Annotated in this window: 12 protein-coding genes; 5 read left to right on the top strand and 7 right to left on the bottom strand. The window is 63.0% G+C overall.

Annotated elements, in window-relative coordinates; genetic code table 11:
• Positions 1-465 precede the first annotated feature (465 nt).
• The 4 genes from arfB to K4A76_RS07370 form a co-directional block, all read right to left on the bottom strand.
• On the bottom strand, positions 466-879 hold the full coding sequence (gene arfB, locus K4A76_RS07385) for an alternative ribosome rescue aminoacyl-tRNA hydrolase ArfB (RefSeq protein WP_009683095.1): 414 nt from the start codon (positions 877-879) through the stop codon (positions 466-468).
• 1 nt (position 880) lies between these two features.
• On the bottom strand, positions 881-1,756 hold the full coding sequence (locus K4A76_RS07380) for a carboxylate/amino acid/amine transporter (RefSeq protein ID WP_274411849.1): 876 nt from the start codon (positions 1,754-1,756) through the stop codon (positions 881-883).
• Positions 1,757-2,041: 285 nt separating this feature from the next.
• The gene (locus tag K4A76_RS07375; protein WP_054882185.1) at positions 2,042-2,641 is read right to left on the bottom strand and encodes an FMN-dependent NADH-azoreductase; all 600 of its coding nucleotides are present in this window, start codon (positions 2,639-2,641) and stop codon (positions 2,042-2,044) included.
• 110 nt (positions 2,642-2,751) lie between these two features.
• Complete coding sequence (locus tag K4A76_RS07370) at positions 2,752-3,066, bottom strand: hypothetical protein (RefSeq protein WP_054890628.1); 315 nt, start codon at positions 3,064-3,066, stop codon at positions 2,752-2,754.
• A gap of 48 nt (positions 3,067-3,114) precedes the next feature.
• Between K4A76_RS07370 and K4A76_RS07365 the strand changes: the two genes are divergently transcribed.
• From K4A76_RS07365 to K4A76_RS07350, 4 genes are all read left to right on the top strand, one after another.
• Positions 3,115-4,038, top strand: a complete 924-nt coding sequence (locus K4A76_RS07365; protein WP_009683100.1) for a LysR family transcriptional regulator — start codon at positions 3,115-3,117, stop codon at positions 4,036-4,038.
• 13 nt (positions 4,039-4,051) lie between these two features.
• On the top strand, positions 4,052-4,864 hold the full coding sequence (locus tag K4A76_RS07360) for an alpha/beta fold hydrolase (RefSeq protein ID WP_274411848.1): 813 nt from the start codon (positions 4,052-4,054) through the stop codon (positions 4,862-4,864).
• A complete protein-coding gene (locus K4A76_RS07355; protein ID WP_009683102.1) occupies positions 4,858-5,415 on the top strand; it encodes a peptidylprolyl isomerase A in 558 nt (185 codons plus the stop codon). Before K4A76_RS07360 ends, K4A76_RS07355 begins: the two co-directional genes overlap by 7 nt.
• Before the next feature lie 63 nt (positions 5,416-5,478).
• Positions 5,479-7,311 carry an ABC transporter ATP-binding protein gene (locus K4A76_RS07350; RefSeq protein WP_274411847.1) on the top strand — a complete coding sequence of 611 codons (1,833 nt, stop codon included), beginning with the start codon at positions 5,479-5,481 and terminating at the stop codon, positions 7,309-7,311.
• 63 nt (positions 7,312-7,374) lie between these two features.
• Here K4A76_RS07350 and K4A76_RS07345 read toward each other — a convergent pair whose 3' ends face one another.
• Positions 7,375-8,502, bottom strand: coding sequence for a GNAT family N-acetyltransferase (locus K4A76_RS07345; protein ID WP_110677789.1), 1,128 nt, complete (start codon positions 8,500-8,502; stop codon positions 7,375-7,377).
• 261 nt (positions 8,503-8,763) lie between these two features.
• On the opposite strand from K4A76_RS07345, the gene K4A76_RS07340 reads away from it, so the two are divergent.
• Complete coding sequence (locus K4A76_RS07340; protein WP_274411846.1) at positions 8,764-10,008, top strand: putative porin; 1,245 nt, start codon at positions 8,764-8,766, stop codon at positions 10,006-10,008.
• Positions 10,009-10,223: 215 nt separating this feature from the next.
• Here K4A76_RS07340 and K4A76_RS07335 read toward each other — a convergent pair whose 3' ends face one another.
• Positions 10,224-11,345: a beta-ketoacyl-ACP synthase III gene (locus K4A76_RS07335; RefSeq protein WP_274411845.1), complete on the bottom strand. Its 1,122-nt coding sequence runs from the start codon at positions 11,343-11,345 to the stop codon at positions 10,224-10,226.
• A gap of 156 nt (positions 11,346-11,501) precedes the next feature.
• Entirely contained in the window at positions 11,502-15,407 is a 3,906-nt protein-coding gene (gene hrpA / locus K4A76_RS07330; RefSeq protein WP_274411844.1) for an ATP-dependent RNA helicase HrpA, read from the bottom strand.
• Positions 15,408-15,616: the final 209 nt, after the last annotated feature.

The following is a 15,616-nucleotide window of genomic DNA, read 5'->3' as shown; positions in this document are numbered from 1 at the left end:
CTCTACGCTGCCCGTTGTAGGAGCGGGTTCACCCGCGAAGAGGCCGGGTCTGCTGGCCAGTATCTTCCGGCATTCCCCGTTACAGCCACCACCGCATTCGCGGGTAAACCCGCTCCTACACTGGCGGTGATGGTCACATATCGGTGGCTCTACCCTGCCCGTTGTAGGAGCGGGTTCACCCGCGAAGAGGCCGAGCCTGCTGACCAGTATCTTCCGGCATTCCCCGTTACAGCCACCACCGCATTCGCGGGTAAACCCGCTCCTACACTGGCGGTGATGGTCACAAATTGGTGGCTCTACGCTGCCCGTTGCAGGAGCGGGTTCACCCGCGAAGAGGTAGGGCCTGCTGGCCAGTATCTTCCGGCATTCCCCATTACAGCCACCACCGCATTCGCGGGTAAACCCGCTCCTACACTGGGCGCGCAGCCATGCAAGCCTGCGCAATAGCCCGTTCCGCCTACGGCCTTAGAAGTCCACCTTGCCCCGCCCCGCCTTGACCGTACTGCGCCTGGCCTTCCCTTCAAGCCGGCGGGTCTTCGAGCCGAGGGTGGGCTTGGTGGGGCGGCGTTTCTTTTCGGTCTTGCCGGCAGCGATGATCAACTCGGCAAGGCGTGCCAAGGCATCCGCGCGGTTCTGCTCCTGGGTACGGAACTGCTGGGCCTTGATGATCAATACGCCATCGCCGGTAATGCGGCTGTCCCGTAGCGCCAGCAGCCGCTCCTTGTAAAACGCGGGCAGCGATGAGGCGCGTATGTCGAAGCGCAGGTGCACCGCGCTGGACACTTTGTTGACGTTCTGCCCACCCGCGCCTTGGGCACGGATGTAGCTCAGCTCGATGTCCGTATCCGGCAGTTGCACACCGTTGGAGAGGGTCAGCATGTCAGGCCTTGCCAGACAGCGGCGCTCGCCCACGGCCACCCAGGCGGCTCAGCCATACCGACGCGATGATGATCGCACCGCCAATGAACAGCCGCCCCAGTGGCTCGTGCTGGTTCCAGATCAGCAGGTTGAGCAGCAGCCCCACAGGCACATGCAGGTTGTTCATCACCGCCAGGGTACCGCCGGATACCAGGCACGCACCCTTGTTCCACCAGTACAGGCCCAGCGCCGTCGGGCACAACCCGAGAAACAACAACACCAGCCATTGCACGTCGGTACTCGGCAAGTGCTGGGCATTACCGAACAGCAGGAAGGCCGGCAGCACCACCAGCAGGGCGCCGAGGTAGAAATAGCCAAAACGGGTGTAGTGCGGCAGGTCGCTGGGGTTGCGTGCGACCAGGTGGCGGTATAGCACCTGGCCGGCGGCATAGGTGAAGTTGGCCAACTGCAGCAACAGGAAACCGGTGAAGAACTCACCGCTGATGCTGTCGAAGCGGATCACCGCCGCGCCAGCCACGGCCACCAGTGCGGCCAACAGTGCCCACGGATTGAAACGCCGGTTCATGGCGTCTTCGATCAGGGTTACATGCAATGGCGTGAGGATGGTGAACAGCAGCACTTCCGGCACCGTAAGCACGCGAAAGCTCAGGTACAGGCAGACGTAGGTGATGCCGTACTGCAACGCACCGATCAGCAGCATCGAGCGCATGAAGCGCGGCTCGACCTGGCGCCAGCGGGTCAGCGGCAGGAAGACCAGGCCGGCCAGCAGCACCCGCGCGAGCACGGCGAAGTAGCTGTCGACGTGCCCGGCCAGGTACTCGCCGATCAGGCTGAAGGAAAACGCCTGGATCAGCGCGACGATTATCAGGTAGCCCATGGTTGTCTCTCGTGAATCAAGGCGGCGACCTTAGCGGGTTGCAGGCTTTGTGATCAACCATGAGGAATGTGGGGGCTGTGCCGGCCTGTTCGCGGGCTTGCCCGCTCCCACAGGTATATCAACGCACCTGAGCCCTGTGATTTACCTGTGGGAGCGGGCAAGCCCGCGAACAGGCCGGCACAGCCATCCACAAAACACCAGGCATAAAAAAGCCCGGCCACCAAGGCCGGGCAGGTACACCCAAAGGAGCAAAAACAGGTGTCAGGGTTGGGAATTCGATAACGTTCAGGCCACCGCCGCCAGTTTGGCCTTGGCCTGGTTGAGGCCCTTTTCGTGGAACTCGCCGCTCATGTTCAGGCCCTCGGCATGGATGAAGTCGACATCGTGAATACCGATGAAGGCCATCACCTGCCGCAGATACGGTTCCTGGTGGTCGCTGCTGGCACCGGCATGGATGCCGCCACGGGCGGTCAGGACGATGGCGCGCTTGCCGGTCAGCAGGCCTTGCGGGCCAGTCGGGGTGTACTTGAAGGTGATGCCGGCACGCAGCACATGGTCCAGCCAGGCCTTCAGGGTGCTGGGGATGGTGAAGTTGTACATGGGGGCAGCCATTACCAGCACATCGGCCGCCAGCAATTCGTCGGTCAGTTCGTTGGAGCGGGCCAGGGCCTCCAGCTCGGCAGCGCTGCGCTGCGCTTCGGGTTTCATCCAGCCGCCCAGCAGGTTGGCATCCAGGTGCGGCACCGGGTTCAGCGCCAGGTCGCGCAGCGTGATCTGATCGGCCGGGTGGGCAGCTTGCCATTGCGCAATGAAGTCCTGGGTCAGCTGGCGGGAAACGGAATCCTGCTGGCGGGCGCTGCTTTCGATGATCAGTACGTGGGCCATGGGCGGTGCCTCCATCGGCAAAAGGGTTGCGATTCGATGGAGGTGAGATTAAGGCTTGACCTATCGATAAAAAAGCGTAAAAAGTGGGTTCAACCTATCGATTAATCAGTTTATTCCGCACGGCATTGCAAGGTGATGCGCAGCTTGATGATCTGCCGGTTGAATTTGGCCGTAACGTCGGCGCTCTTCCCGGCCGCTACGTTCACCCGGCGCACCCGTGGCGCCTCCGGGCCATTACGGAAGGTCACCTTGCAGGCTGCGGCGACCTGCCCATAGTTGTTCAGGGTAATGGCGCCAATGTCGTAGGCGGTGTCGTAGGCGGTGTAGTCGAGCTTGACCCCGTCCAGGTCCTTGTCCACATCGATGGGATAAGCCATGGCCCCGAGGGGCAGGCACATCAATATTGCCGCACAACATTTCTTCATGGCCGCTCTCCTTGCAAAGAGCGCAGCTTAGGACAACAGGAGCGAAAGATGAAAGCGCCGCGCGTAACCCTTGACCAGTGGCGGACCCTGCAAGCAGTGGTCGACCATGGCGGGTTTGCCCAGGCTGCGGAGGCCCTGCACCGCTCGCAATCTTCGGTCAGCTACACCGTGGCCCGCATGCAGGAACAACTGGGCGTGCCCTTGTTGCGCATCGACGGCCGCAAGGCGGTGCTGACCGAAGCCGGCAGTGTGCTGCTGCGCCGCTCGCGCCACCTGGTCAAGCAGGCCAGCCAGCTCGAGGATCTGGCCCACCACATGGAGCAGGGCTGGGAAGCCGAAGTACGCCTGGTGGTCGACGCCGCCTACCCCAGCGCCCGGCTGGTGCGCGCGCTAGCCGCCTTCATGCCGCAAAGCCGTGGCTGCCGCGTGCGCCTGCGTGAAGAAGTGCTGTCGGGCGTGGAAGAAGTGATGCACGAAGGCATCGCCGACCTGGCCATCAGCAGCTACAGCATCGGCGGCTACCTGGGCGCCGAGCTGAGTGCCGTGGAGTTCGTTGCCGTTGCCCACCCCGAACACAGCTTGCACCGCCTGGGCCGTGAACTGACCTTCCAGGACCTGGAAAGCCAGCTGCAAGTGGTGATCCGCGACTCTGGCCGGGCCCAGCCACGCGACGTTGGCTGGCTGGGTGCCGAACAGCGCTGGACCGTCGGTAGCCTGGGCACCGCCGCCACCTTCGTCAGCAGCGGCCTGGGCTTTGCCTGGCTGCCCCGGCACATGATCGAGCGCGAGCTGCGCGAAGGCGTACTCAAGCCATTGCCGCTGGACCAGGGTGGCAGCCGCCACCCACTGTTCTACCTTTATTCGAGCAAGGAAAAGACCCTGGGCCCGGCCACGCAGATTCTCATCGATTTGCTGCGCAACTTCGACACTGCGCCGCTGGACGTGCCCTTCGCAGCCCCCCCGCAAGCTTGAAAGGACCGCGCCCATGGCCTACTTCGAACACGAAGGATGCACGCTGCATTACCAGGAATATGGCCAAGGCCAACCCCTGGTGTTGTTGCATGGGCTGGGCTCCAGCAGCCAGGACTGGGAGCTTCAGGTGCCCGTGCTCAGCCAGCACTACCGGGTGATCCTCATGGACATCCGTGGCCACGGCCGCTCCGACAAGCCACAGGACGGCTACCACATTGCAACCTTCAGTGCCGACCTGCTGGCCCTGCTCGAACACCTGCACACCGGCCCGGTGCACTTCGTTGGCCTGTCGATGGGCGGCATGGTCGGCTTCCAGTTTGCCGTCGACCACCCTCAGTGGCTGCGCAGCCTGTGCATCGTCAACAGTGCCCCCGAGGTCAAGCGCCGCAGCCGCAGCGACTGGTTGTGGTGGCTCAAGCGCTGGGGCCTGGCACGCGTCCTGAGTGTCGAAACCGTGGGCAAAGGCCTGGCCGAACGGCTGTTCCCCAAACCCGAGCAGGCCGCGCTGCGGCAGAAAATGGCCCAGCGCTGGGCGCGCAACGACAAGCGCGCCTACCTCAAAAGCTTCGATGCCATCGTCGACTGGGGCGTGCAGGAACGCATCGGCCAGATCCAGTGTCCTACCCTGGTGATTGCCGCCGACCACGATTACACGCCGATACAACTGAAACAACGCTATGTCGCCCTGATCCCCAGCGCCAGGCTGGTCGTCGTCGACGATTCCCGGCACGCTACCCCCCTCGATCAACCCGAGGTCTTCAACCAGACCCTGCTGCAGTTCCTCGCAGCCGCTTCCACCCCTCAAGGATCTTTGAGCCCATGCTGAAAAAACTCCTGCTCACCGCCTGCTCACTCGCCTTCGCCACCAGCGTCATGGCCTCCGACAAGACCCCGCACGTGCTGCTGGACACCAGCTTCGGCCAGGTCGAAATCGAGCTGAACGCCGAGAAGGCACCGGTCAGCACGAAGAACTTCCTGCAGTACGTCGACAGCGGCTTCTACAACAACACCATTTTCCACCGGGTAATCCCCGGCTTCATGGTCCAGGGTGGCGGCTTTACCGAGCAGATGGTGCAGAAAGACACCAAGGACCCGATCAAGAACGAAGCCAGCAATGGCTTGCAGAACACCCGCGGCACCCTGTCGATGGCACGCACCTCCAACCCCAACTCGGCTACCAGCCAGTTCTTCATCAATGTCGCCGACAACGATTTCCTCAACCCGGGCCGCGATGCCGGTTACGCCGTGTTCGGCAAGGTAACCAAAGGCATGGAGGTGGTCGACCAGATCGTCAACTCGCCCACTACCGTGAAGAAAGGCATGCGCGATGTGCCGGCTGACCCGGTGTTCATCAAGTCGGCCAAACGTATCGACTGACCGCAGGCTGCACAGGGACGTGCAACCGCCTGAAGGCAGGCTGGAACAGGAGTGTCGCTACCCATGCTGTACCGTCGTTTCGAGCAACTGATCGACATCTTCCGCGAAGCACCCAGCGAATCGCCGCCGAGCACCGTGTGGGCGTTCTACCTGTATTACCTGCGCCAGGTCTGGCCCAGCTTCCTGGCGCTGTTGGTAGTCGGCCTGTTCGCCTCGCTGATCGAGGTAGCGATGTTCAGCTACCTCAGCCGCATCATCGACCTGGCCCAGGGCACACCCAACGTCAACTTCTTCAGTGAGCACAAAGGCGAGCTGGCCTGGATGCTGGTTGTGATCCTGCTGTTGCGGCCGCTGTTCTTCGGCCTGCACGACCTGCTGGTGCACCAGACCATCAACCCCGGCATGACCAGCCTGATCCGCTGGCAAAACCACAGCTACGTGCTCAAGCAGAGCCTGAACTTCTTCCAGAGCGACTTTGCCGGGCGCATTGCCCAACGCATCATGCAAACCGGCAACTCGCTGCGTGACTCCGCCGTGCAGGCGGTGGACGCGCTGTGGCATGTGCTGATCTACGCCGTTACCTCGCTGGTGCTGTTCGCCGAGGCCGACTGGCGCCTGATGCTGCCACTGCTGCTGTGGATCGTCGGCTACATCGGCGCGCTGTGCTACTTCGTACCCCGGGTGAAAGAGCGCTCTGTGATCTCATCCGACGCCCGCTCCAAACTGATGGGGCGTATCGTGGACGGCTATACCAACATCGCTACGTTGAAGCTGTTCGCCCACACCGATCACGAGCAGCAGTACGCGCGCGAAGCGATCCGCGAACAGACCGAGAAAACCCAACTGGCCTCGCGGGTGGTTACCAGCATGGACGTGGTCATCACCACCCTCAACGGCCTGCTGGTGGTCAGCACCACCGGCCTGGCGCTGTGGCTGTGGAGCCAATCGCTGATAACCGTCGGCGCCATTGCCCTGGCCACGGGCCTGGTGATCCGCATCGTCAACATGTCCGGCTGGATCATGTGGGTGGTCAACGGCATCTTCGAAAACATCGGCATGGTCCAGGATGGCCTGCAGACCATCGCCCAGCCTGTCACCGTCACCGACCGGCCCAACGCCCCGGCCCTGAAAGTCAGCCGTGGCGCTGTACGTTTCGACAATGTCGACTTTCATTACGGCAAGGCCAGCAACGTGATCGAAGGCCTGAACCTGGACATCCGCCCCGGCGAGAAAATCGGCTTGATCGGCCCTTCCGGGGCTGGCAAGTCGACCCTGGTCAACCTGCTGCTACGGCTGTACGACGTGCAGGGCGGGCGCATCCTGATCGACGGCCAGGACATTGCCGAAGTCAGCCAGGCCAGCCTGCGCGCGCAGATCGGCATGATCACCCAGGACACCTCGTTGCTGCACCGTTCCATCCGCGACAACCTGCTGTACGGCCGCCCCGGCGCCAGCGATGCCGAACTTCAGGAAGCCGTGCACCGTGCCCGCGCCGACGAGTTCATCCCACAGCTCTCGGATGCCCAAGGCCGCAGCGGTTTCGATGCCCATGTGGGCGAACGCGGGGTCAAGTTGTCGGGCGGCCAGCGCCAGCGTATCGCGATTGCCCGGGTACTGCTGAAGAATGCGCCGATCCTGATCATGGACGAAGCCACGTCGGCGCTGGACTCAGAGGTCGAGGCAGCAATCCAGGAAAGCCTGGAGACGCTGATGCAGGGCAAGACGGTGATCGCCATTGCCCACCGGCTTTCCACCATTGCCCGGATGGACCGGCTGGTGGTGCTGGACAAAGGCCGCATTGTCGAGCTTGGCAGCCACAGTGAACTGCTGCAACAGCAGGGGCTGTATGCCCGGTTGTGGCACCACCAGACCGGGGGCTTTGTCGGGGTTGACTGACGCCTGTAATGGCCCTATCGCTGGCTTGCCAGCGAAAGGGCCATTACAAGCAATTCAAGTCTCTCAGTCCCGGCGGTAAGGCAACATCCCCCGCGCCTCCTCGGCATAACCCTTCACCCCTTCCCGCTCCTGCACCAGAAAATCCTCCACCGCCCGCCGCAACCCAGGGTGCAACAGGTAATGCCACGACCGCGTCAGCACCGGCTCAAACCCGCGAATCAGCTTGTGTTCACCTTGCGCACCGGCATCGAAGCGCTGCAAACCTTCGGCAATGGCGAAGTCCATGCCCTGGTAGAAACAGGTTTCGAAATGCAGCCGGTCGAATTCGTCCAGGCAACCCCAATAGCGGCCAAACAAGCTGTCCCCCCCCACCAGACTCAAGGCCATGGCCACATCCCGCCCGCCCTGGCGGGCCATCACTACCCGAAGCGCCTCGGGCATGCGCTCGGCAAGCAGGCTAAAGAACGCACGGGTCAGGTAGGGCGCACGGCGCCGTACGGCATAGGTGTTGGCGTAGCAGCGGAACACGAAGTCCCATTGCGCCTCGTCCAGTTCATTGCCCCGGTACCACCGAAAATCGATGCCCTGCCCCGCCACCTGCTCGCGCTCCTTGCGCATCTGCTTACGCTTGCGCGAGCTGAGGCTGTCGAGAAAGTCCTGAAAGTCGCGGTAGCCGCGGTTTTGCCAGTGAAACTGGCAGCCCAGGCGCTCCAGCCAGCCCGGCAGGCCGGCCAACTGCTGGTCCAGCGCCGCATCGGTGAAATTGATGTGGGCACCCGACAGCCCGCCCTTGCCCAGGTACTCAGGTAACGCCTGCAGCAACAGCAGCCCATCGGCCGGGTCGTCGGCCAGCAAACGCGGGCCGCTGACCGGGCTGAACGGAACCGCCCCCAGCAACTTGGGGTAATAGGCAATGCCGGCCCGCTCACAGGCATCGGCCCAACCGTGGTCGAACACGTACTCGCCAAACGAATGCCACTTGCGGTAGGCCGGCAACAGCGCCCGCACCTGCCCGTCACGCTCCAGCACCAGGTGCTCGGCAGCCCACCCCGTCTGGGGAGCAACGCTGGCGCTGTCCTCCATGGCGCTGAGAAAGCCGTGGCGCAGGAAGGGTTGGCCGGCAGGCACCAAGGCATCCCAGGTGGCCGCCGGAAGATCACGCAAATGGGCAAGGCTGTACAGGCTGGTCACGGTTTTGGCTCGCAGTCGGGAGGCGTTCAGTATCCCCAACCCAGGCGCGTCACTCAAATGATGAACGCCAGGCTGCCCCTTTTCTTCTCACTTACTTAACAACAGTGCCACTAATCAGACATTAATCTGTCACCGCCCCTCGCAATACTTGCGCCTGTTTTCCGGAACACCAGAACCTGTCTATTCAGGCCCTTTCCGAAGACATGCCAACACAGGGGCAGGCGCTTGAGCCTCCCCCATTTTTTCAGTAGGGAGAACCTTATGCGTCTTGTTTCTACACTTACCGGAATGAGCCTCACCGGCATGATGCTGGCCCTGAGTGCCCCGGCCAGTGCTGCTGTCGACGCCAAGCTGCTCGAAATGCTGCGCGCCAACGGCTCGATCAACCAGGCGCAGTACAATGAACTGCAAGGCGATCTGGCAAAAGAAACCAAGGAAAAGGCCGACCAGAAAGCTCAGTCCGAACGTATGAGCGCCTTTGAACAAAAAGTGGCATGGGCCGCCAAGACCCAGATCAAGGGCGATGTGCGCCTGCGTTACGAAGACGTCAACGTCGACAACCCGATCTCCCGCAGTGGCAACCAGGACCGTGAGCGCGTACGTGCCCGTGTCGGCTTCTACAGCGAGATCAACCCGCAAGTCGACGCCGGCGTGCGTGTGGCCACCGGCAGCAGCGCCGATGCCCGCTCGACCAACCAGAGCCTGGACAACTACTTCGAGAAGAAATCGCTGTGGGTCGACCTGGCCTACCTCGACTGGCACCCGACTGCCGTGCCCAACCTGCACCTGATCGGCGGCAAGATGAACCAGCCGTGGGTCAGCATGGGCGACATCATCTGGGACAGCGACATCAACCCGGAAGGTGTGGCAGCTACCTACAAGATGAACGTTGGCCCGGCTGAAGTCTTCGGCAGCCTTGGTCACTACAACCTGAAAGACAACGTCGATGGCGACGGCGTGCAGTTCAAGCATGACGCGCAGCTGTACGCAGGCCAGCTGGGCACCAGGTTCAACGCAGCCGACACCGTCAAGGTGACCTTGGGCGGCAGCATCTACGGCTACGACAACGACAAGGCTTCGGCCGCCCTGGCCTCGCTGGGCAACACCACCAACGAGTTCAACCTGGTGGAAGGCTTCGGTCAGGTCGACTTCACCGGCTTTGCCATACCGCTGTCTGCCTACGGCCAGTTCGTCAAGAATACCGAAAGCACCGACGGCAAGGACAAAGCCTGGCTGGCCGGTCTGAAGAGCAAGATCGGCGCCTGGAGCCTGGACTACAACTACCGCGACGTGCAGCGTAACGGTGTGGTCAGCCTGTTCACCGACTCTGACTTCGGTGCCGGCTTCACAGGTTCGCGTGGCCACAAGTTCAAGGTCGGTTATGAAATCGACAAGAACTTCGGCGTAGGTGCAACCTACCTGATGGCCAAGACCGACTACTCCAACCTGCCCAACAGCAATGCGGACGTGGATACCCTGCAGCTAGACCTGGAAGCCAAGTTCTAAACACGCAACAGCGGGGAATGCCGACCCCATCCGGCGTTTCCCGCTCTTTTTTGCCTGTGAAAGAAATAGCTGGGGCTGCTTTGCAGCCCATCGCGACACAAGGCCGCTCCTACAGGGGAATGCGCCCTTTGCAGGTACGCGATTTGCTGTAGGAGCGGCCTTGTGTCGCGATGGGCCGCAAAGCGGCCCCGGCTATCTCGGATCAGACCAGGTAATCAGCGCTTGCGCAGGATCACACTGCCAATCGAATACCCCGCACCGAACGAGCTCAACACCCCCAAAGCGCCCTTGGCCAAGTCATCCTGGTACAGGTGGAAGGCAATGACCGAGCCTGCCGAGCTGGTATTGGCGTAACGGTCCAGAATCACCGGGGCGTCTTCCTCGGCCACTTCTCGCCCCAGCAGCTTCTTGACGATCAGGTGGTTCATGCTGAGGTTGGCCTGGTGCAACCAGAAGCGCTTCACATCGCTTGGGTTCAGGCCGTTTTCCTGCAGGTGCTCACCGATCAGTTCGGCCACTTTCGGGCACACCTCGCGGAACACCTTGCGGCCTTCCTGAATGAACAGCTTGTCCGCAGCGCCCTGCCCCTCTTCCGCGGCACGGTTGAGGAAGCCGAAATTGTTGCGGATATTGTTGGAGAATTCGGTCCACAGCTTGCTGCTGACGATATCGAACTGGTGCGCCGAGCTGGCCTTGTCGGCGCGCTCGAGCACCACTGCGGTGGCCGCATCACCGAAGATGAAGTGGCTGTCGCGGTCACGGAAGTTCAAGTGCCCGGTGCACACCTCGGGGTTGACCATCAGTACTGCACGCGCCTGGCCCAGGGCCACGCTGTTGGCTGCGGTCTGGATGCCGAAGGTGGCCGAGGAACAGGCTACGTTCATGTCGAAGGCAAAGCCCTGAATGCCCAGGGCCTGCTGCACTTCGATGGCGATGGCCGGGTACGGGCGCTGCAGGTTGGAGCAGGCGACGATCACGCCGTCGATGTCAGCAGCCGTGCGGCCCGCACGCTGCAAGGCCTGGTGGGCAGCGGCCACGGCCATTTCGCAAAGCACCGAGGGTTCGTCGTTGGAACGCTCCGGCAGGCGCGGCTTCATGCGCTGCGGGTCGAGGATGCCGGCCTTGTCCATGACGAAGCGGCTCTTGATGCCCGAAGCCTTTTCGATGAACGCAGCATCCGACAAGGGCGCCGCTTCGACTTCGCAACGCTCGATGGCGGCGGCGTTGTCCTGGTTGAACTGCTGGGACCAGGCGTTGAAGGAGGCCACCAGTTCTTCGTTGGAAATACTCTGGGCCGGGGTGTACAGGCCGGTGCCGCTGATCACGACGTTATGCACGGTCGTTCCTCTGTTCGAAGGCCATCGCCACGGGGGCGCTGGCGGGAATAGGACAGCCTAGTGGCACTTTAGTGCCAAGTTAGGGGCGAGGGGCTCACCCGCGAAGGGCCGCCAGGCGGCCCCAAATTGCATCAATACTGCCACAACTGTGGAAGTTTAGCCTTCCACCTGGCCCCACTGCTTGCTCAATCTTTTGTCAGAAATCGGCACTTTGGTGCCCAGTTGCTGAGCGAACAGTGACACCCGATATTCCTCCAGCCACCAACGGTACAGGGTCAGTTGCTCATCGCGCTTGCCCTCCTGGGCATGCTTGTCGGCGCGGGCCTTGTACTGCGCCCACAGGTTGGCCAGCTCGCCGCTCCATACCCGGTCCTTCTGCACCTGCGCACCGAGTTTCTCCAGGCGCAGTTCCACTGCCTTGAGGTAACGCGGCAGTTCCTTGAACCAGGTGGCCGGGGTTTCGCGCACGAACCCTGGGTACACCAGGTTGCCCAACTGCTGCTTGATGTCATTCAGCGCCACGGCCTGGCTGAGGTCGATCTTGCCCTTGAAGCGCTTCTGCAGGCCGTGCCACAGCTTCAACACTTCCAGCGTCTGCCGGGCCAGGCGCTCGGCGTGCTCGGCCCAACTGCCGCGCTTGCGTTCGGCCAGCCCCGCCAAGGCCGCACCCTCGCGTGGCAAGGGCTGTTCACCCTCGAGGATGCAGCTGTCCAGGCTGGCCAGCAAAATGTCCTCGACCAGCGCTTCGACACGCCCCAGCTCGCGGTACAGCAGGCCCAGTTCGGTCAGCCCCGGCAGCTTGCCCCGCAGGAACTTGGCCGGCTCGGCCAGTTGCTGCAGCAGCAGCCGCTGCAAGGCACGGCGGTGCTGGAACTCGGCTTCGGCCTGGGTCGAGAAGCGGCCTTCGCGCACCGTGCCGTTTTCGTCCACCAATGCCGGGTAGACCGTCATCGACAAGCCGGCGATCTTTTGCTGGGTGGTCTGCGCCACGGGGCTGAAGGCCTTGGCCTGCACCGGCTTTTCGGCGTCAGCCGTGCGCGGTACGGCCAACGCGGCCTGGCTGGCGGCGGCAAAACGGGCAGTCAGCTCGGCCAGGTCGCGGCCCTCGCCCAGGAACTTGCCCTGGCCGTCGACCACCTCGATATTCATGCGCAGGTGGCCCTCGACCAGGCTCACCGACTCGGCCCAGGCCTCGTCGGCTACACGCACACCGGTCATGCGCAGCAATTCCTGGCCCAGGGCCTGGGGCAAGGCCCCCTGGGCGAACGGCATGCGTGCCAGCGACGCCTTGACGAAGTCGGGCACCGGCACGAAGTTCTTGCGCAGGGCCTTGGGCAGGTTGCGTACCAGCGCCACGCACTTGGCTTCGAGCAGGCCCGGCACCAGCCACTCGAGGCGTTCACCCGGCAGGTTCGGCAACAACGGCGCAGGCACGCGCACGGTCACGCCATCGCGCGGGTGCCCCGGTTCAAAGTGATAGGTCAGCGGCAGGCGCAGTTCGCCCACCTGCAGGCTGTCGGGGTACTGGGCCGCCGTGACCTCGCTGGCCTCACGCGCCAGCACGTCCTCTTCGCGCATGATCAGCAGGTTGGCGTCCTTCTGGCTGCCCATGCGGTACCAGGCATCGAAGGTGGCGGTCTGGTGAATTTCTTCGGGCAGGCGCGCCTCGTAGAACGCATACAGCGTTTCTTCATCGGCGAGAATATCGCGCCGACGCGCTTTGGCCTCCAGTTCATCAAGCTGCTCCAGCAGGCGCTTGTTGGCCGCCAGGCATTTGGCCCGGGACTGGATCTCGCCGCCTACCAGGCCCTCGCGGATGAACAGCTCACGCGAGGTGGCCGGGTCGATCGGGCCAAAATGCACCGGGCGCCGCCCGACCAGAATCAGGCCGTACAAGGTGATCTGCTCATAGGCCACGACCTGCCCGCGCTTTTTCTCCCAGTGCGGCTCGAAGTGGTTCTTCTTGACCAGGTGGCCGGCCAGCGGCTCGATCCAGTCCGGTTCGATCCGGGCCACCACCCGCGCATACAACTTGGTGGTTTCGACCAACTCGGCGGCCATCACCCACTGCGGGCGCTTACGCCCCAGGCCCGACGACGGGTGTACCCAGAAGCGCCGTTGGCGAGCCCCCTGGTAGTCGCCCTCTTCGGTTTTATGGCCGATCTGGCTGAGCAGGCCGCTGAGGATGGCCTTGTGAAACTTCTGGTAGTCGGACGGTTCCTTGTTCACCGTCAGTTGCAGGTCACGGCAAATCAATGCCAGCTGGCGATGGGCATCGCGCCATTCGCGCAGGCGCAGGTAATTGAGAAAGTGCTTGCGGCACCAGTTGCGCAACGGGTTGGCGGTCAGCGCCTGGCGCTGTTCTTCAAAGCCGCGCCACAAATTCACCAACGCAGCGAAGTCGGAGTCCACATCCTTCCATTGCGCGTGCGCCTGGTCCGCCGCCTGCTGGCGCTCGGGCGGGCGTTCGCGCGGGTCCTGCACCGACAACGCACTGGTGACGATCAACACTTCCTGCAAGCTACCCTGGCGTGCGCCCTCCAGCAGCATGCGGCCCAGCCGCGGGTCGATGGGCAGGCGCGCCAACTGGCGGCCGATAGGCGTCAGCTGGTTCTCGCGGTTGACCGCCGACAGTTCCTGCAACAGGTTGAAGCCGTCGCTGATGGCCTTGCCATCTGGCGGCTCGATGAACGGGAACGCATCAATGGCACCCAGGCGCAGGTGCAGCATTTGCAGAATCACCGCCGCCAGGTTGGTACGCAGGATTTCCGGGTCGGTGAACGCCGGCCGGCTGTTGAAATCCTCTTCGCTGTACAAGCGCACGCAAATGCCCGGCTCAACCCGGCCGCAACGGCCTTTACGCTGGTTGGCACTGGCCTGCGACACCGCCTCGATGGGCAGGCGCTGAACCTTGGCGCGGTAGCTGTAGCGGCTGATGCGCGCAGTACCGGTGTCGATCACATAGCGAATGCCCGGCACGGTCAGCGAGGTTTCGGCGACGTTGGTGGCCAGCACCACCCGGCGCCCGGTGTGCGGCTGGAAGATGCGCTGCTGCTCGGCCGGCGACAGGCGCGCGTAAAGCGGCAGAATCTCGGTATGGCGCAGTTGCGCCTTGCGCAGGATCTCGGCGGCATCGCGGATTTCCCGCTCGCCCGGCAGGAAGATCAACACGTCGCCAGGGCCTTTGCCTTGGCTGCGCTCATGCTGGGCCAGCTCGTCGAGGGTGGCGAGAATCGCCTGGTCGACCGTCAGGTCGTCCTCGATCTGGTTGCCCTCTTCGTCCTGCTCGCTGGTCAGCGGGCGGTACCAGGTTTCCACCGAGAAGGTGCGGCCTGACACCTCGATGATCGGCGCATTGTCGAAGTGTTTGGAGAAGCGCTCCAGGTCGATGGTCGCCGAGGTGATGATCAGCTTCAGTTCGGGCCGGCGGTGCAGCAAGGTCTTCAGGTAGCCGAGCAGGAAGTCGATGTTCAGGCTGCGCTCGTGGGCTTCGTCGACGATGATCGTGTCGTAGCGTTCGAGAAAGCGGTCATGCTGGGTTTCGGCCAGCAGGATGCCGTCGGTCATCAGCTTGACCAGGGTGTTGGCGTCGCTCTGGTCTTCGAAACGGACCTGGTAGCCGACCAACCCACCCAGCGGCGTACCCAGCTCTTCGGCCACCCGCGCCGCCACGCTGCGCGCGGCAATGCGCCGTGGCTGGGTGTGGGCAATCAGGCCATGGCTGCCACGGCCCAGTTCCAGGCAGATCTTCGGCAACTGCGTGGTCTTGCCCGAACCGGTTTCACCGGCGATCACCAGCACCTGGTGTTCGGCGAGGGCCTTCTTGATTTCGTCGCGTTTGGCAGCGATCGGCAGGTTATCGTCGTAACGCACGACCGGCACGCTCTGCTGGCGCGCGGTAACCTGGGCACAAGAGGCCTGGACCTTGTCCACCCACTGCGCCAGCTTGGCCTCGTCTGGGCGCTTGCGCAGCTCATGCAATTGCCGCCGCAAGCGGTGGCGGTCGGCAATCATGGCGTGGTCGAGGTTGTGCAGCAATTTGTCGATGGCGTGGTCAGTCATGGGGCTTTTTAATGATGCAGGTGAGCCTGCTTTTTCATGATCGGCATTCTGAGGATGCGCGATTGTCGCAGATTTGCGCCTGTTTTGCTGTCCAGGCTGGCGCGCACCGTGTAGGAGCGGCCTTGCGTCGCGATGGGCTGCGCAGCAGCCTCGTGGTTTTGTGCCGGGGCGCAGATTTGGGGGCTGCTACCGCAGCCCATCGCGACGCA

The sequence above is a fragment of the Pseudomonas sp. NEEL19 genome (assembly GCF_028751975.1).
Classification (GTDB): domain Bacteria; phylum Pseudomonadota; class Gammaproteobacteria; order Pseudomonadales; family Pseudomonadaceae; genus Aquipseudomonas; species Aquipseudomonas juntendi.
Note: the sequence above shows the minus strand (reverse complement) of the source record. Positions and strands in the feature narration are given on the sequence as shown.

Coding starts and splice junctions, on each gene's coding strand:
- arfB (WP_009683095.1), bottom strand. CDS start 879: ATGCTGACCCTCTCCAACGGTGTGCAACTGCCGGATACGGACATCGAG.
- K4A76_RS07380 (WP_274411849.1), bottom strand. CDS start 1,756: ATGGGCTACCTGATAATCGTCGCGCTGATCCAGGCGTTTTCCTTCAGC.
- K4A76_RS07375 (WP_054882185.1), bottom strand. CDS start 2,641: ATGGCCCACGTACTGATCATCGAAAGCAGCGCCCGCCAGCAGGATTCC.
- K4A76_RS07370 (WP_054890628.1), bottom strand. CDS start 3,066: ATGAAGAAATGTTGTGCGGCAATATTGATGTGCCTGCCCCTCGGGGCC.
- K4A76_RS07365 (WP_009683100.1), top strand. CDS start 3,115: ATGAAAGCGCCGCGCGTAACCCTTGACCAGTGGCGGACCCTGCAAGCA.
- K4A76_RS07360 (WP_274411848.1), top strand. CDS start 4,052: ATGGCCTACTTCGAACACGAAGGATGCACGCTGCATTACCAGGAATAT.
- K4A76_RS07355 (WP_009683102.1), top strand. CDS start 4,858: ATGCTGAAAAAACTCCTGCTCACCGCCTGCTCACTCGCCTTCGCCACC.
- K4A76_RS07350 (WP_274411847.1), top strand. CDS start 5,479: ATGCTGTACCGTCGTTTCGAGCAACTGATCGACATCTTCCGCGAAGCA.
- K4A76_RS07340 (WP_274411846.1), top strand. CDS start 8,764: ATGCGTCTTGTTTCTACACTTACCGGAATGAGCCTCACCGGCATGATG.
- hrpA (WP_274411844.1), bottom strand. CDS start 15,407: ATGACTGACCACGCCATCGACAAATTGCTGCACAACCTCGACCACGCC.